Here is a 15,915-nt window from a genome sequence, read left to right on the forward strand (position 1 = left end):
TCGCCCGGCGTGCGTCCCTCAGACGTCCGCCTCCGGAGGGTGGCTGGTCACTCGGCGCAGCACGAACGGGGTGCCCGGAGCGTGGCGCAGGCCGACCCGGTCGACGAAGGTCAGGCCGAGGAGCACGCTGTCCTCCCACGGGCGGAACTCATCGCGCACCCATCGCCACGGACGGGGGGCGTCGGCAGGGTAGGTCACGACCAGTGCGGGGCCGCCGTCGGCGAGCGACGCCGCGAGGGTCGCCCGCATGGGGAGGGTTGCGGTCAGGGCGGATCCGTCGACCGTGCGCAGGAGGTTCCTGCCTTCGAGGGCGGTCGATTCCCCGTCAGGGGAGTCGAAGTGCTTCCCGAACCATCTCGGCAGCCCAACGAGAGCCAAGCCGCGGGGCGCGACGGTCTGCAGCGTCCTGCCGACGTACGTCGCCTCGAAGGTGCCGCAGAGGTCGGTGAGGCGTGGTTCGTCCAATGTCCACCATGCCCGGCGCAGGTGGGCCATCGAGTGGTCGTGGATGCTCGCGCGGGCCGCAGCCTCGAAGTTCGACATGACGCTCACCGTAGTGCTGGCCCAGTGAGTGCTGTCCAGACGCCGGTCAGGCGAAGCTGACTGACCCGGCCGGCGCAGTGCCGGCCTGAAGCCCGGGCGCCTGGTGCTCGTGCCAGTAGAGGTTGGTGTGCGCCACGACGAGGTCGGGAGTCGGTGCGCCCCGCTCGCTCAGGTCCTGGGTCGTGTGGGAGTCGGACACCAGAGCGGCGTCGCGGCCGCGGACGATCGCTCCGTGAAGCGTCGAGCCTATCGCACTCGTCGGTCTGGGCGCCGGCGACGACCAGGCGGCCGACCTGCCGTTCGGCCAGAACCGCCTCGAGGTCGGTCTCCTCGAAGGAGTCGGGGTAGGTCTTGTGGACCAAAGGCTCGGACTCGTCGCGGACCAGCTCGGGCACGTACACCCAGCCGTCGCTGCCCTGCGGCATCGACTCCGAGGAGTGCTGCACCCAGATGACCGGCACCTGCTCGGCGCGGGCTCGCTCGACCAGGCGCGCGATGTTTGCGACGACTCGATCTCGGTCGTGGGCGTCGCTCACGACGTCGTTCCGGACGTCGATGACGAGTAGTGCAGTGCTGGTGCGGTCGGTCAAGGTCGTCATGTCGGGCTTCTGCCGGTTCCGTCCGACAGTAGGCACGCGAGCCGACAGTTTCTAGGAACAGGCGGACACGACCAGGTCGTGCACCTGTGCGAATCCGGTGACTCGGGCGGAGTCGTCGCGATGGATGCGGGCGATGAGCGCGACGCCTTAGTCGCGGTGCAGCTCGCGGTACGCCGCGGAGGTGCCACCGTCGACGAGCGCCACGACGCCCAGCCGGGTGCTCTCGGCGAAACGGACAGTGAAGCCGTCGCCGACGAGCCCGCCGACCCGCTCGATCGTGTTCTTGGCGTCGATCGTGGTTCGGTCACGGCTGCAGACCAGGTCCGGCGCGACGAGCACCGCGGGGGAGGTGTGGCCGGTCGAGCAGGCGGCAGCCCCGCCGAGAAGGGCGACGGTCAAGATGAGGGTGCAAGCCCCGAACCGTGGACGCACAAGTCCAGCCTCACCCTGCGCATCCCGCTCCCGCAACAGGGGTCGGGAAGATCAGGCCAGGGCGAGGAAGAGCTTTTCCATCTTCTTGACGTCCACGCCGTCCAGACCGTCGCCGTCAGCGAGGCACTGCTGCAGTCCTGTTGCGACGATCGCGTAGCCGGCGCGGGACAGCGCCTTGTTGACCGCCGCCAGCTGTGTCAGGACCGACTCGCAGTCGGCGCCGTCCTCCATCATGCGGATGACGCTGCCGAGGTGGCCGTTGGCGCGCTTCATCCTGGTGATGATCGCCTTGATCTCGGTGGGCTCGAGCTCCATGGGATTCCTTTGTTCTGCTGGTTCGGGTCAGGGAGTTGCGACGGCGGTGAGCGCCGCGGTCAGTCGGGTACGAGCGTCTTCGGCGACCTCGCGGACGGCGCCGGCCGCTTCGCCAGCCATCGACATCATGATCTGCGGGTCGAACGCCTCGACGACGGTCCGATCCTCTCCGACGCTTCGAACGACGACGTTGCACGGCAGCAGGGCGGCGATCGAGGGATCCGCCTGGATGGCCAGGTGTGCCAGCTGCGGCCGGCACGCGCCGAGGATGATCTGCGGCTCGATGTCGACGTCGAGCTTGTTCTTGAGCGTCGTCTTGAGGTCGATCTCGGTCAGGACGCCGAAGCCGGCCTCGGCGAGCTGCTCACGTACGGCCTGGACGGTGGCCGCGTAGGGGCGGTCTGTGGTGATCTGGATCGTGTAGTCAGTCATCTGCGCAGTCTCCGTTGCCTCGGTTCGAGGGATTGTCGGGGGTGTCCGACACCTCGACAATACATCCCCCCGGGGGGATATGTTAACGTCGGACCGTAACCCCCAGGGGGGATTTTTGCGAGAGAGGGTTGACCATGACAGATCTGGCTATTCGTACGCTCGAAACCGCGTCGCTGGGCGACCGCACCTATCTCGTCCATGACGGGGAGGTGGCCCTCGTGATCGACCCGCAGCGCGACATCGACCGGGTGCTCGAGCTCGCAGCGACGGAGGGCGTTCGGATCACCCACGTCTTCGAGACGCACATCCACAACGACTACGTCACCGGCGGCCTCGCGCTCGCCCGCGAGACGGGCGCGGCCTACCTGGTCAATCGCGCCGATGACGTGTCCTTCGAACGCACGCCGATCGACGACCGCCAGATCATCGCGGTGGGTGACCGGATGCGGATCACCGCCCTCGCCACCCCCGGGCACACCTTCACGCACCTGTCCTATGCCCTGCGCGACGAGGGCACCGACGCCGACGTCGGGGTCTTCACCGGTGGATCGCTGCTGTTCGGCGCGACCGGCCGTCCTGACCTTCTCGGTGATGAGCACGCCGACGAGCTCGCCCGTCACCAGCACGCCTCGGCGCAGCGCCTGGCCGAGGAGCTCCCCGACGACACGGGTGTCTTCCCGACCCACGGCTTCGGCAGCTTCTGCGCCGCGACCCAGTCCGATGCCACGGAGTCCACGATCGGGCAGGAGAAAACATCGAACCCCGTCCTCACGCAGGACGAGGAGACGTACGTCCGTGAGTTGCTCGACGGCCTGGGCGCATGGCCGGCGTACTACGCCCACATGAGCCCGGCCAACGCCGCAGGCCCGGACGCGCCCGATCTCAGCACCCCGGCTCGTGCCGACGCCGACGAGCTCCGCACCCGTATCGAGGCCGGGGAGTGGGTCGTCGACCTGCGGAACCGGACGGCGTTTGCCGCCGGCCACGTGCGTGGCACCCTCAACTTCGGTCTCGACGGCGGATTTGTGACGTACCTTGGCTGGCTCATCGCGTGGGGCACCCCCGTGACGCTGCTCGGCGAGACGGCAGAGGACGTCGCGGAGGCGCAGCGCGAGCTCGTACGCATCGGCATCGACCGTCCGGCCGCGCACTCGACCGGCGGGCCGCAGGACTGGACCCGCGACGAGCTGGCGAGCTTCCCGACCGCGACCTTCGCCGATCTCAACCAGGTCCGGCACCACCGCGAGGTCGTCATCCTGGACGTCCGTCGTGCCGACGAGCACGAGTCGGTCTCGATCGTCGGTGCGCTCGGCGTGCCTCTTCACGAGCTCTCGGGCCGCCTTGACGAACTGCCTGGTGGTGAGATCTGGGTGCATTGCGCCAGTGGCTACCGCGCGTCGGTGGGCGCCTCGATCCTGGATGCCGCGGGCCGCAAGGTCGTGGCGATCGATGACGACTTCACGCAGGCTGCGGACGCCGGTCTGCAGCTTGCCGAGCCAGCGGAGTGACAGCGGTCCTACTGGCTCTGTTCCTCGGCGCCCTGATCGGACTCTCGGTCGGCGCGCTCGGCGGTGGCGGTTCGATTCTGGCCGTCCCGGTGCTGGTCTACCTGCTGGGTGAGTCCCCGGCGCAGGCCACGACCGGTTCCCTGGTTGTCGTTGCCGTGACCTCGGTGATTGCCGCGTTGACGGCTGCGCGTGCGGGGAACGTGCTACTCGCCCGCGGCGCCGTGTTCGGCGTCGTCGCGATCGGAGGGACCGCGGTCGGAGCGAGGGCAGCAGTGCACGTCGACGAAGACGTTCTCATGGTGAGCTTTGCCGCGCTCCTGCTCCTCGTCGGCGCCACGATGGCCTGGCGACAGCGTCCCGGCCGGATCGCACCCAAGGCGCCACGCCGGCGCGCTGTCGACGAGTCGGCGACGGGTGCGATGTCGGCGGCTCGCCTCCGGCAGGCGGCTGGTGTCCTGCTGACCGCGACGGTGGTGGGTCTGCTGACCGGCTTCCTCGGTGTCGGAGGCGGATTCCTGGTCGTACCTGCCCTGTTGCTGGTCCTGGCCCTGCCGATGCGGTACGCCGTCGGCACTGCGCTGGTCGCGATCGCGATCACCAGCACGGCCGCTCTCGCGCTCCGCGTCGGCGCTGGCATCCAGCCGGACTGGACCATCGTGCTCGCCCTCACTGCCACGTCCGCGATCGGTGGCTTTGTCGGCGCCAGGCTTGCCACGCGGATCGACGCCAAGCGACTCACGCTCGGCTTCACAGTCCTGGTTCTCTCGGTCGCGGTCTACACCGCCGCCCGCGCCATCCCTGCTCTCTTCTGACCACACCATCCATCCACACCTGACACTTCGTCGAACGGAAATCACCATGTCCAGCACCACCACGCAGCACCGCGCTGCAGCGCCAGCGCCGCACGAGTCCCGACCTGGGCCGCTGGGCCGCCTCGGCCACTGGGTCACCGACCACGCACGTCTGGTCCTGGTCGTCTGGGCTCTCCTGATCGTCGGCCTCGGCGTCTTTGCGCCCAGGGTCGAGAGCAGCCTCTCGGGCGCCGGATGGCAGGCCAACGGTTCTGAGTCCGTCGCCGCCCGCGAGATCGCGCGCGAGCACTTCGGTGGCAACGCGTCCTCGGCGATCCAGGTCGTGGTCCGCTCCACCGACGGACCAGTCACGGAGGGCGCGGGCAAGGCCGTCCTCGCCAAGGTGACCGCGGTGCTCGAGAATGAGCCCCGGATCGCCGACGTCGTCCAGCCGACACCCGGCGCGACCCTGAGCCAGGACGGCAGCACCGCGATCGTCCTGGCAGGTGCTGGCGTCGACACCAACGAGATGGTTCGTGTCGCCACGGATCTCAAGGGTGAGCTGCAGGACATGTCGGTCGACGGGGTGCAGGTCAACCCGACCGGTTCTTCGCTGCTGTGGTCGGACTTCAACGACGCGAACCTCGAGGCGATGCTGAAGTCCGAGCTGATGTCGTGGCCCGTGACGATGGCGATCTTGGTCCTGGCCTTCGGCGCGCTCGTCGCCGCAGGTCTTCCGCTGCTGCTGACCCTCGCCGGGCTGGTGGCCTCGGCAGGCTCGCTCGTGCTGATCAGCGAGGTCGTCCCGGTCTCGATCTGGGCGATGAACTTCGCCATGATGTTCGCCTTGGCTCTGGGCATCGACTACGCCCTGTTCCTCGTGGTCCGATTCCGGGCCGCGCGCATGGGCTCGGGGCTCTCCGCCCGTGATGCTGTCGCGCAGATGATGGACACGGCCGGCAAGGCCGTCCTGCTCTCCGGCGCGACGGTGCTGGTCTCGCTGTCGGCAGTCATGCTGGTGCCATCCCCGGCGTTCCGGTCGATGGCTGGCGGGATCATGCTCTCGGTCCTCTTCGTGCTCGGCGCCACGCTGACGCTGTTGCCGGTCGTGCTGTTCAAGCTCGACCACCGCATCAACAAGCTGGCGCTGCCGTGGGTCAAGACCGGTGAGCACCGCTCCGCGAAGTTTGCTGCGTGGGGTGAACGGCTCTGGAAGCGTCCCTTCGCGTGGGGCCTGGGATCTCTCGTGATCCTGTTGGTCCTCGCGGCTCCGATCGTCGGGCTCAAGACGGCGATGCCGTCGATCAACGTCCTCCCCGAGGACGCGTCCGCCCGGATCGGCTATGACGTCGTGAAGGACGCCTTCGGTGAGGGCGCACCCGGAACGCTGCAGATCGTCGTGGATCACGCTGATGCATCCGCGGCCACCGCAGTGCTCGCCGCTGACCAGGGGATCGCTGGTGCCATGCCGGCGGTCGAGGCCGGCGACAGCAGCGGCTACGACATGATCCAGGCCGTCCCGACCGTGGATCCGTCCGATCCCGCCCTGGGCGACACGATCGACCGGCTCCGCGCCGATCTGCCCGCCTCGGCCCAGGTCGGTGGTGCTGCGGTGGAGAATCTCGACCTGAAGTCCCAGCTCGACACCTCGACACCGCTGGTCATCGGCGTGGTCCTGGTCCTGGGCTTCCTGCTGCTCCTGATCGCGCTGCAGGCTCCGTTGATCTCGTTGCTCGGCACGCTCGCGAGCCTGCTGTCGACCGCCGCGGCGTTCGGCGTGGCCCGGCTGATCTTCCAGGAAGGCATCGGCGCGAGCCTGCTCGGGTTCGAGTCGCAGGGCTTCCTGGATGCCTGGGCCCCGGTGTTCTTCTTTGCGATGATCTTCGCGATCGCGATGGACTACACGGTCTTCCTGCTGGCCTCGGCCAAGGAGCACTACGAGATCTCCGGTGATCCCAAGGAGGCCATGGTCGGTGCGCTCGCGCACTCCGGCCGGGTCATCTTCGCCGCCGGTGCCGTGATGGTCGCGGTGTTCTTCACCTTCGCGCTCTCCGGGCCGATCCCACCCAAGGAGATGGGCATCGTGCTGGGTGTCGCGGTGCTGCTGGACGCGTTCCTGGTGCGGCTCGTGCTGCTGCCGGTCATGCTCCGGCTGACCGGCAAGGCCGCCTGGTACTCCCCGGCCTGGCTGACCAAGGTGCTGCCTCGCATCACCTTCTCGCACGGCTGAGCCGGACTTCGGGCTGAATCTGCCACGATGACCGCATGGCTCCGGGCAACCTCGCGTACGACCAGATCGTCGCGGCGTTGCGCGGAGCCGGCTGTGTCTTCGCCGAGGACGAGGCGACGCTGATCGTGCAGGCCGCGGAGGGGCCCGATCAGGTCGCGTCGATGGTCCGGCAGCGGATCGAAGGACGACCGCTGGAGGTCATCGTCGGCTGGGCCGAGTTCTGCGGCCTGCGCGTCGCGGTCGAGCCCGGCGTGTTCGTGCCTCGGCGCCGCACCGAGGTCGTGGTGCGCGAGGCAGTCGCCCGCGCCCGGGCGGGGGCAGTCGTGGTCGACCTGTGCTGCGGGACGGGAGCCGTCGGGGCGGCGATCCACGCCGTGGTGGAAGCGGTCGAGCTGTACGCCGTGGACATCGAGCCGGCGGCCGTGGCCTGCGCCCGTCGCACCCTCGAACCGCTCGGCGGGCGGGTGCTCGAGGGTGACCTGTTCGCACCGCTGCCCGCGACGCTGGTCGGCCGGGTCGACCTGCTGGTGGTCAATGCGCCGTACGTGCCGACCGATGCCATCGCGCTGATGCCGCCGGAGGCTCGCGAGCACGAGCCCCGTGTGACGTTGGACGGGGGAGCGGACGGCGTCGAGGTGCAGCGCCGCGTCGCTGCCGGAGCAGGGCGCTGGCTCGCGCCCGGCGGACACCTCCTGATCGAGACGAGTCGGGGGCAGGCCGGCCGTACGGTCGAGGCATTCGTGGCCGGTGGACTCTCGGCGCAGGTGCAGCGCGCCGAGGACGTCGACGGGACCGTCGTGGTCGGTTCGGCGATCGGGCCCGCCAGGCGCGGAGGCGCTGTCACCAGCGACTGACACAGTGGTGCCATGCCTTCGTCGACGACCACCGCACTGGACGCCACCACAGCCCTGCGTCAGCTGACCGGCCGCAACGACGCGGTCTTCCACGACGGTCAGCTCGAGGCGATCCAGGCGTTGGTCGACGACCGTCGCCGCGCCCTCGTGGTGCAGCGCACGGGTTGGGGCAAGTCGGCGGTCTACTTCATCGCGACCCTCCTGTTGCGGCAGCGCGGAGCGGGTCCGACCCTCCTCGTGTCGCCGCTGCTGGCGCTGATGCGCGACCAGGTCGCCGCCGCCGCACGTGCGGGTGTGCGAGCCGTCGCGATCAACTCGGCCAATCCGCACGAGTGGGAGCAGACCCGGGCCATGCTGGCCGCCGACGAGGTCGACATCCTGCTGGTCTCGCCGGAGCGGCTCAACAACCCCCGATTCCGGGACGAGCAGCTGCCCGACCTGATCGGACGCATGGGCATGCTGGTGGTCGACGAGGCCCACTGCATCTCGGACTGGGGGCACGACTTCCGCCCCGACTACCGCCGCCTGGCCGAGCTGATCGGCCAGCTGCCTGCGGACCTGCCGGTGCTGGCGACGACAGCGACCGCCAACGAGCGCGTCGTGACCGATGTCGCCGAGCAGCTCGGCGCGGCCGACCAGGTCCTGACGATCCGGGGCTCGCTCGCGCGCACGTCCCTGCGGCTCGGTGTGCTGACGCTGCCCGGATCGCGCGACCGGCTCGGCTGGCTGCTCAGCCACCTGGCCGAGCTGCCCGGCAGCGGCATCATCTACTCGCTCACGGTGTCAGCGGCCGAGGACACCGCCAGGCTGCTGCGCGAGGGTGGCCACGAGGTCAGGGCCTACACGGGGCGCACCGACCCCGAGCAGCGCGAAGAGCTCGAACGCCAGCTCAAGGACAACGAGCTCAAGGCCCTGGTTGCCACCAGCGCGCTCGGGATGGGTTTCGACAAGCCCGATCTCGGCTTCGTGATCCACCTCGGCGCCCCGTCGTCCCCGGTCGCCTACTACCAGCAGGTCGGCAGGGCGGGCCGCGCGACCGACAACGCCGACGTGCTGTTGCTGCCGGGGCGTGAGGACGCCGAGATCTGGCACTACTTCGCGACCTCGTCGATGCCGAGTCCCGAGCGCGCCGCAGCCGTCATCGGAGAGCTCAGCGACAAGCCACTGTCGACGCCGGCGCTCGAGGCGCTGGTCAACCTGCGCCGCACCCCCTTGGAGCTGCTGCTCAAGGTGCTCGACGTCGACGGTGCGGTGCGGCGGGTCACCGGCGGGTGGGTCGCGACCGGGCAGCCGTGGACGTACGACCAGGAGCGCTATGGACGCATCTCCGAGGCCCGCCTGGCTGAACAGGCCTCGATGGTCGCCTACGAGAGCTCGACGACGTGCCGCATGGAGATGCTGCAGCGCGATCTCGACGATCCGACCGCGGCACCGTGCGGCCGTTGCGACAACTGCGCCGGAGCATGGTTCCCCACCGACGTCAGGGCCGACGCCGTCGAGGTCGCATCGAGCACGCTCGACCGGGTCGGCGTCGAGATCGAGCCACGAGCGCAGTGGCCCACGGGCGCGACCCGGCTCGGCGTCGAGGCCAAGGGCAAGATCGCGGTTGACGAGCGGGCCGAGCCCGGACGCGCCGTTGCCCGCCTGACCGACCTCGGCTGGGGTGGCGTCCTGCGCGAGCTGTTCGCGCCCGGTGTGCCTGACGCAACGATCACCGACGAGCTGCTCGGGGCATGTGTGCGGGTGCTCAAGGACTGGGGCTGGTCCGAACGACCCGCAGCCGTCGTCAGCATCCCTTCGCGATCGCGCCCCCTCCTCGTCGACTCGATGGCGCGCGGGATCGCTCGCATCGGTCGGCTCGAGGACCTCGGCACGATGGACCAGCTCGGCGAGGGATCGCGCAACGGGCCGGGTGGCAACAGCGCCTACCGGCTTGCCGACGTGTGGGGCACGTTCGGCGTCGGCGCCGAGCTGGCCGCCGGGCTGTCCGGGTTGGGCGGTCGGCCCGTGCTGCTGATCGACGACCGGGTCGACAGCCGCTGGACCATGACCGTCGCGGCTCGTGAGCTGCGTCGCCACGGTGCCGGTGCGGTGCTTCCGCTCTCGCTGGCCGTCATCGCCTGACGGGCAAAGTCGCAGAGCCTCGCTAGAGTGCGGCCATGCCTTCTCTGCGCGACGTCGTCGGCGTCCTCGACAGCCTCTACGACCCACGCTGGGCCGATGACTGGGATGCCGTGGGCACCGTCGCCGGCGACCCCGACGCCGAGATCGGACGGGTGTTGTTTGCGGTCGACCCGGTGCAAGCGGTCGTCGACGAGGCGATCGTCTGGGGCGCCGACCTGATCGTGACCCACCACCCGTTGTGGCTCAAGGGCGTCACTTCGGTCGCCGCCGGATCCCCGAAGGGCCGGGTCGTGCACGACCTGATCAGCCACGGGATCGCTCTGCACACGTGCCACACCAATGCCGATTGTCCGCCGCTGGGTGTCTCGGAGTCGATGGCGTTCGCGCTGGGGCTGACCGACGTACGCCCGCTGGAGCCGGATCCGGCCGATCCGGTCGACGCCTGGGTCGTCTACGTGCCCCGGGCCGACGCAGACGCCATCGCCGCGGCGATGCACGATGCGGGCGCCGGCGCGATCGGTGACTACGACCTGGCCCAGTTCCAGTCCACCGGGACCGGCTCGTTCCGACCGCGCGAGGGAGCCAACCCGGCGATCGGCGAGGTCGGAGCCGTCGAGCAGGTGCCCGAGACCCGGATCGCGATGGTGGCGGCCCGACGACTGCGGGAGGATGTGCGCGCGGCCGTGCTGGCCGCCCATCCGTACGAGGAGATCGCCTACGAGGTGCTCGAGATTGCTGACCGGGCATCGGACCGGGGGAGTGGGCGGATCGGCACGCTGGCCGAGCCGACGACACTCGCGGAGTTCGCCGCGCTGGTCGCCGAGCGTCTGCCGTCGCACCGCAGCGCGACCCGGGTCGCGGGGGACCCGGCCCGCCCGATCCGCACGGTTGCCCTGTGCGGTGGATCTGGTGATTTCCTGCTCTCGACGGCGAGCGGCGTCGGAGCCGATGTCTATGTCACGTCTGACCTGCGTCACCACCCGGTGAGCGAGCACCTCGAGAAACCGGCTGCCTGTGCTGTCATCGACGTGCCCCACTGGGCCGCGGAATGGACCTGGCTGCCAGTTGCCTCGGCGGCGCTCGCGGAGCGCCTGGCGGGGATCGAGGTCGCCGTGTCGACCATCGTCACCGACCCGTGGACCGCAGCGATCGTCTCTGCCGAATGATGCGTCCACTCCCGCTGATCGAGGCGTTGCACGCCGGCGCGACTCTCGCCGTGGAGGGAGGCCTGGCCCGACCGGTCGGGCCCAGGACAGTCTGGAGGCTGGCCGGCGCCGGGTTGCGGCACCAGGTCTCGGCATCCGCGCTGCTGGCGTTGAGCGCGGCGCAGTGGCCCGATCGTGCTTGCGTCATCGACGATGACGGCCCGACCTCCTACTCCGACGTCTATGCGCGCACCGGTCGCCTCGCCGGTGCTCTGCGGGCCCAGGGAGTGACCCGCCGGAGCCGGGTGGGGGTGATGTCCCGCAACCACGTCGGCTTCGTCGTGGCCAGCTTCGCGATCCTCTGGGCTGATGCCGATCTGGTGCTGGTCAACACCGACTTCAGCGGTCCGCAGCTCGGCGCAGTCGCGGGCGACCAGGGGCTCGACCTGCTCGTGCATGACGTCGAGTTCGCCGATCGAGTCGCGACCGCGGGCCTGGAGGGCATCGCGGTGACCGCGGACCGGGCAGGCTCCGGCTCCATCGAGGCGCTCGAGGCGCTGTCGCTCCCGCCGCCGCGCACCGGCGGCAGCCACGGACGCCTGGTGATCCTGACGTCCGGCACGACAGGCGCTCCCAAGGGCTCGCGTCGGGACGCGGACCTGCTCGGGGCGCTCGCACCGGTCAGCTCCCTGCTGCGCGGCATCGGTCTGCACAGCGGCGACCCGGTGCTGATCGCACCGCCGGTGTTCCACGGATTCGGGTTGGCCTACCTGTTGATGAGCCTGGCCTTCGGCTGTCCCGTCGTACTGACCCGACGGTTCGACGCCGAGGACATGCTGCGCCGCATCGAGCGTGACCGGGTCACGGTGATGTTCGCGGTGCCGGTCATGCTCGGCCGCCTGCTCGACGTGCCGACGGACGTCCGAACGGCGATCGACGTGTCAGCACTGCGTGCCGTCCAGTCCGGGGCCGCGCCGCTGTCGCCGGCGCTCGCGACCCGGTTCATGGATGCCTTCGGTGACGTCCTGCACGACGTCTACGGATCGACCGAGACCGGCTGGTCGACGTTGGCCACCCCGGCCGACCTGCGGGCCGCGACCGGCACTGTCGGTCGTCCCCTCAGAGGGGTGTCGGTGCGGATTCTCGACACCGACGACCGTCGACTGCCGGCGGGGGAGGTGGGTGGCATCTTCATCTCCAGTGGCATGACGGCTCCGGCCTACACCGGCGGAGGTAGCAAGCGAGTTGTCGACCGTCACGTCAGCACCGGCGACCTGGGCCACCTGGACGCTTCCGGTCGGCTCTTCGTCGACGGGCGAGAGGACGACATGATCGTCTCCGGCGGGGAGAATGTGTTCCCGGGCGAGGTCGAGGACCTGCTCGATTCGCACCCCGACGTCCAGGAGGCGTACGTCCACGGTGTCGACGATGAGGAGTTCGGTCAACGGCTGCGCGCGGTGATCGTGCTGAGGCCCGGTCGTCAGCTGTCGGTGACCGATGTCAGGTCGTACGTGCGCGAACGCCTGGCGCGTTACAAGGTGCCCCGGGACGTCGAGTACGCCAAGACGCTCGAGCGCACGGCGACGGGGAAGGTCAAAAGGGTACGGTAGCCCTTGTGAAAGCCGACCCCACCGCCCAGTCCGCGCTGCTTGACCTGCAGGCACAGGACTCGCTCCTCGCCCAGCTCGAGCATCGCCGGAAGTCGCTCCCAGAGCACGCCCGGATCGAGGAGCTGCAGGCGCGGGCTCGAGAGATCGACGGTCTGCGCATCGAGGCCGACACCCAGGTGTCCGACCTGAGCGCCGCGCAGCGCAAGGCCGACGCCGAGGTGGAGCAGGTCAAGGCCCGCCGCACCCGCGACGAGGAGCGGCTCAACTCGGGCGCGATCAGCAACCCCAAGGACCTGGAAAGCCTCCAGCACGAGCTCGGCGCGCTCGAGCGTCGCATCTCTTCACTTGAGGACGACGAGCTCGAGGTCATGGAATCGCTCGAGGAGGCCCAGGGACGGCTGCTCGCCGCCGAGGCCGACCTCGGTGAGGTCACCGAGGACCTCAACCAGACGACAGATGCCCGTGATGCCGCGATCCGCGTGCTCGACGAGCAGGCCGCGGGTGCCCAGGCCGATCGCGCCCAGGCCGCGACCGGCGTGCCGGACGATCTCGTCGCCCAGTACGACAAGTCCCGTGCGCAGTACGGCGGACTCGGCGCGGCTGCCCTGCGCGCGAAGCGCTGCGAGGGCTGCCGGCTCGAGATCAATGGTGCCGACCTGAGGGAGATCGCCGCGGCACCTGAGGACGAGGTCCTGCGCTGCCCCGAGTGCGGCCGGATCCTCGTCCGCACGCCTGAGTCAGGTCTGTGACCTCGCGGATCATCATCGAGGCCGATGGCGGGTCCCGCGGCAACCCGGGCCCGGCGTCCTACGGTGCCTTGGTTCGCGACGCCGAGACCGGCCAGGTCATGGCTCAGCGTGGCGAGACGATCGGGATCGCGACCAACAACGTCGCGGAGTACTCGGGTCTGATCGCCGGACTCGAGCTGGCCCGTGAGCATGCGCCCGACGCCAGCGAGGTCGAGGTGCGGATGGACTCCAAGCTGGTCGTCGAGCAGATGGCTGGCCGGTGGAAGATCAAGCACGAGAGCATGAAGCCGCTCGCGCGTCAGGCGCAACAGCTCGCACCTCCCGGGGTCGTCTGGACCTGGATCCCGCGGGAGCGCAACCAGGCCGCCGATGCGTTGGCCAATGCCGCGCTCGACGACGCGGCGGCTGGCGGCACCGGCAGGATCGGCGATCTGGCCGGGGCTGGCGCCGGGCCGTCCGCCTCTGCCGCCAAGAGCCCCGTGGCCAGCTGGCGGGCTCGCTCGGACGCCCGCCCCACCACCGTGGTGCTGCTGCGTCACGGTGTGACGACGTCCACCGAGCGCAAGCTGTTCTGCGGCAGCGGCGGATCCGATCCGGGACTCACTGAGGCCGGTCGACAGCAGGCCGAAGCTGCGGCGACGTGGATCGAGCGTCTCGGTGGGATCGACGCAGTTGTCTCTTCGCCGCTGCGCCGCACGCAGGAGACCGCCGGGTCCGTCGCCCGAGCGCTGAGCCTGGAGGTCCAGGTCGAACCGGGTCTGGCTGAGGCCTCGTTCGGCGACTGGGACGGCCACAGCTTCGCCCAGATCATGCAGCGTTGGCCCACCGAGCTCGAGGAATGGCTCGGCTCGACTGCCGTTGCACCGCCCGGTGGCGAGACGTTCGACGCAGTCCACGCCCGGGTGTCGGCAGCACGCGACCGTCTGGTCGAGTCATACGCCGGACAGACGATCGTCGCGGTCAGCCACGTGACGCCGATCAAGCTGTTGGTGCGGCTGGCTCTCGACGCACCGATGCAGGTCATCTACAAGATGGAGCTGGCGCCGGCGTCGATCACCACGATCCAGTGGTGGCCCGATGGCGCGGCATCGCTGCGCAATTTCAACATCGTTCCGGACTAGACCTCGGCGACGACGACGTCGAGCCGTTGACCATCGCGCTCGACGTTCCAACCGAGGTCCGCGAGGATCGTCTGCAGCTCCTCGATGCTGGTCGGATCGGCGCCGGACTCGAGCAGTCCCCGGACGATCCGGCCCTTGGTCGCCTTGTTGAAGTGGCTGACGACCTTGCGGGTGCCGTTGTGCTCGTGAAGCACGCGCATCGTGGCGGTACGGTCGGCCAGCCCGACCGGCGGTTTGCCCAGCGCCGCGTACGTGCCGGAGCGCAGGTCGACCAGGAGACCATCGCCGGTCTGCTCGGCGATGACGTGCGGCAAGGTCGTCCGCCAACGTCCCGGCACCGTCCCGAGCCGGGGGAGTGTGACGTTGCCCGAGAGTCGGTAGGCGGGGATGGCATCGTCGGGTCGCAGCAGACCGAACAGCCCGCTCGCGATCGCGAGTGACTCGTCAGCGCGTTTGCGAGCGGCGTCGTCCAGGCTGGTCAGCTCCAGCTCTCCGAACAGCACCCCGGTGTAGATCTCGTCGGCACGAGCTGTCGGCTCGTCCAGCAACACACGGTTGACCGCGACCGCCTCGCCCTGGGTCGCGCCCAGCCCGAGCACGTCCATGGCCCGCTGAGGCGCGCCGTTGCACAGCTTGACCAGTGCCCGCAGGAGCTGCGCACGGACGGGGTTGAGGCGGGAGAAGGACAACGAGTCCAGATCCAACGGAGCTCCCGATACCGGCCGGGTCTTGCCTTCGGACGGCGGGAGCAGGATCAGCACGGGACGACCCTATCCGGGGTCGTGCGGGCGCCGATCACAGCCAGCCGGCGCCGTCGACGATCAGTAGGACGCCGAACACGATGAACGCCAGCGTTGCGCCGATCTTGATGGCCCGATCCGGGAGGTGCCGACCCAGGACCGCGCCGACCACGATGGCCATGGCGTCCGCGAGGACCATCCCGAGTGTGCTGCCGATCCAGGTCCCCAGCCACCCTTCCTGCGTCGCCAGGGTGATCGTTGCGAGCATGGTCTTGTCGCCGAGCTCGGCCAGGAAGAAGGCGATCCCGATCGCGACGATCGCGGCTCCCTTGCGCGCTCCGGCCCGGCTGGCTTCCTCCTCGCTGAGCTCGTCACCCCGCCACGTCCAGGCTGCGAAGAGCAGGAAGGCGAACCCCGCGATGATCGAGATGACGTGCTGGCTGTTGGCGAAGCTGTCGCCGATCAGGGCGCCGATGCCGACCGAGGCGAGGTGCACGATGGCGGTCGCCACGGTGATGCCGAGCAGCACATCGCGCATGCGGTGGCGGGTCGCGAACGTCATGGCCATGAGCTGGCTCTTGTCGCCGAGCTCGGCGACGAAGATCACCGCGGTGCTCAGGAGGAACGCGTACATGGGAAAGGCCCTTCGTCCGCCTGGACGAAGAGCCTAGGATGACAAGCCTCCGACCAGGCATTGCCAATGACAAATTCTGGTCGAAAGT

The 15,915-nt window shown here is 69.6% G+C and carries 16 protein-coding genes; 9 read left to right on the forward strand and 7 right to left on the reverse strand.

The genetic code is table 11. From position 1 onward, the window contains the following. Positions 1 to 18: 18 nt before the first annotated feature. From C6I20_RS04955 to C6I20_RS04975, 5 genes are all read right to left on the reverse strand, one after another. A complete protein-coding gene (locus C6I20_RS04955) occupies positions 19 to 543 on the reverse strand; it encodes a hypothetical protein (RefSeq protein ID WP_118394947.1) in 525 nt (174 codons plus the stop codon). A 5-nt stretch (positions 544 to 548) separates the two neighbouring features. Next, positions 549 to 1,142: an isochorismatase family protein gene (locus C6I20_RS04960; RefSeq protein WP_254052254.1), complete on the reverse strand. Its 594-nt coding sequence runs from the start codon at positions 1,140 to 1,142 to the stop codon at positions 549 to 551. Between the two features lie 147 nt (positions 1,143 to 1,289). Then, a complete protein-coding gene (locus C6I20_RS04965; protein ID WP_162891131.1) occupies positions 1,290 to 1,541 on the reverse strand; it encodes a hypothetical protein in 252 nt (83 codons plus the stop codon). 84 nt (positions 1,542 to 1,625) lie between these two features. Beyond that, on the reverse strand, positions 1,626 to 1,889 hold the full coding sequence (locus tag C6I20_RS04970; RefSeq protein WP_118394949.1) for a metal-sensitive transcriptional regulator: 264 nt from the start codon (positions 1,887 to 1,889) through the stop codon (positions 1,626 to 1,628). A gap of 27 nt (positions 1,890 to 1,916) precedes the next feature. Further along, complete coding sequence (locus C6I20_RS04975; protein WP_118394950.1) at positions 1,917 to 2,321, reverse strand: DUF302 domain-containing protein; 405 nt, start codon at positions 2,319 to 2,321, stop codon at positions 1,917 to 1,919. 134 nt (positions 2,322 to 2,455) lie between these two features. On the opposite strand from C6I20_RS04975, the gene C6I20_RS04980 reads away from it, so the two are divergent. From C6I20_RS04980 to C6I20_RS05020, 9 genes are read left to right on the forward strand one after another with little or no spacing between them, the layout of a single operon-like run. Continuing rightward, positions 2,456 to 3,829, forward strand: a complete 1,374-nt coding sequence (locus tag C6I20_RS04980; protein ID WP_118394951.1) for an MBL fold metallo-hydrolase — start codon at positions 2,456 to 2,458, stop codon at positions 3,827 to 3,829. Beyond that, on the forward strand, positions 3,826 to 4,641 hold the full coding sequence (locus C6I20_RS04985; RefSeq protein ID WP_118394952.1) for a sulfite exporter TauE/SafE family protein: 816 nt from the start codon (positions 3,826 to 3,828) through the stop codon (positions 4,639 to 4,641). Before C6I20_RS04980 ends, C6I20_RS04985 begins: the two co-directional genes overlap by 4 nt. Positions 4,642 to 4,687: 46 nt before the next feature. After that, positions 4,688 to 6,850 carry an MMPL family transporter gene (locus C6I20_RS04990; protein ID WP_118394953.1) on the forward strand — a complete coding sequence of 721 codons (2,163 nt, stop codon included), beginning with the start codon at positions 4,688 to 4,690 and terminating at the stop codon, positions 6,848 to 6,850. 35 nt (positions 6,851 to 6,885) lie between these two features. Further along, on the forward strand, positions 6,886 to 7,704 hold the full coding sequence (locus C6I20_RS04995) for a putative protein N(5)-glutamine methyltransferase (protein ID WP_118394954.1): 819 nt from the start codon (positions 6,886 to 6,888) through the stop codon (positions 7,702 to 7,704). A gap of 12 nt (positions 7,705 to 7,716) precedes the next feature. Beyond that, complete coding sequence (locus C6I20_RS05000; RefSeq protein ID WP_118394955.1) at positions 7,717 to 9,828, forward strand: ATP-dependent DNA helicase RecQ; 2,112 nt, start codon at positions 7,717 to 7,719, stop codon at positions 9,826 to 9,828. A gap of 35 nt (positions 9,829 to 9,863) precedes the next feature. Next, positions 9,864 to 10,994 carry a Nif3-like dinuclear metal center hexameric protein gene (locus tag C6I20_RS05005; RefSeq protein ID WP_118394956.1) on the forward strand — a complete coding sequence of 377 codons (1,131 nt, stop codon included), beginning with the start codon at positions 9,864 to 9,866 and terminating at the stop codon, positions 10,992 to 10,994. Further along, positions 10,991 to 12,583, forward strand: a complete 1,593-nt coding sequence (locus tag C6I20_RS05010) for an AMP-binding protein (protein WP_162891132.1) — start codon at positions 10,991 to 10,993, stop codon at positions 12,581 to 12,583. Before C6I20_RS05005 ends, C6I20_RS05010 begins: the two co-directional genes overlap by 4 nt. A 5-nt stretch (positions 12,584 to 12,588) precedes the next feature. Next, positions 12,589 to 13,332, forward strand: coding sequence for a zinc ribbon domain-containing protein (locus tag C6I20_RS05015; RefSeq protein ID WP_254052255.1), 744 nt, complete (start codon positions 12,589 to 12,591; stop codon positions 13,330 to 13,332). Beyond that, positions 13,329 to 14,453: a bifunctional RNase H/acid phosphatase gene (locus C6I20_RS05020; protein ID WP_118394958.1), complete on the forward strand. Its 1,125-nt coding sequence runs from the start codon at positions 13,329 to 13,331 to the stop codon at positions 14,451 to 14,453. The genes C6I20_RS05015 and C6I20_RS05020 overlap by 4 nt, the downstream gene beginning before the upstream one ends. On the opposite strand, the gene C6I20_RS05025 is transcribed toward C6I20_RS05020, so the two are convergent. Both C6I20_RS05025 and C6I20_RS05030 read right to left on the reverse strand, forming a co-directional pair. Beyond that, positions 14,450 to 15,214, reverse strand: a complete 765-nt coding sequence (locus C6I20_RS05025; protein WP_118394959.1) for a YaaA family protein — start codon at positions 15,212 to 15,214, stop codon at positions 14,450 to 14,452. The genes C6I20_RS05020 and C6I20_RS05025 overlap by 4 nt on opposite strands. A 34-nt stretch (positions 15,215 to 15,248) precedes the next feature. Further along, positions 15,249 to 15,827, reverse strand: coding sequence for a TMEM165/GDT1 family protein (locus tag C6I20_RS05030; protein WP_118394960.1), 579 nt, complete (start codon positions 15,825 to 15,827; stop codon positions 15,249 to 15,251). Positions 15,828 to 15,915: the final 88 nt, after the last annotated feature.

This window comes from Aeromicrobium sp. A1-2, from assembly GCF_003443875.1.
In the GTDB taxonomy this organism is placed as follows: Bacteria; Actinomycetota; Actinomycetes; order Propionibacteriales; family Nocardioidaceae; genus Aeromicrobium.

Excerpts from the sequence above, each read along its gene's own strand:
- C6I20_RS04955 (WP_118394947.1), bottom strand. The coding sequence starts at position 543 with ATGTCGAACTTCGAGGCTGCGGCCCGCGCGAGCATCCACGACCACTCG.
- C6I20_RS04960 (WP_254052254.1), bottom strand. The coding sequence starts at position 1,142 with ATGACGACCTTGACCGACCGCACCAGCACTGCACTACTCGTCATCGAC.
- C6I20_RS04970 (WP_118394949.1), bottom strand. The coding sequence starts at position 1,889 with ATGGAGCTCGAGCCCACCGAGATCAAGGCGATCATCACCAGGATGAAG.
- C6I20_RS04975 (WP_118394950.1), bottom strand. The coding sequence starts at position 2,321 with ATGACTGACTACACGATCCAGATCACCACAGACCGCCCCTACGCGGCC.
- C6I20_RS04980 (WP_118394951.1), top strand. The coding sequence starts at position 2,456 with ATGACAGATCTGGCTATTCGTACGCTCGAAACCGCGTCGCTGGGCGAC.
- C6I20_RS04990 (WP_118394953.1), top strand. The coding sequence starts at position 4,688 with ATGTCCAGCACCACCACGCAGCACCGCGCTGCAGCGCCAGCGCCGCAC.
- C6I20_RS04995 (WP_118394954.1), top strand. The coding sequence starts at position 6,886 with ATGGCTCCGGGCAACCTCGCGTACGACCAGATCGTCGCGGCGTTGCGC.
- C6I20_RS05000 (WP_118394955.1), top strand. The coding sequence starts at position 7,717 with ATGCCTTCGTCGACGACCACCGCACTGGACGCCACCACAGCCCTGCGT.
- C6I20_RS05005 (WP_118394956.1), top strand. The coding sequence starts at position 9,864 with ATGCCTTCTCTGCGCGACGTCGTCGGCGTCCTCGACAGCCTCTACGAC.
- C6I20_RS05010 (WP_162891132.1), top strand. The coding sequence starts at position 10,991 with ATGATGCGTCCACTCCCGCTGATCGAGGCGTTGCACGCCGGCGCGACT.
- C6I20_RS05030 (WP_118394960.1), bottom strand. The coding sequence starts at position 15,827 with ATGTACGCGTTCCTCCTGAGCACCGCGGTGATCTTCGTCGCCGAGCTC.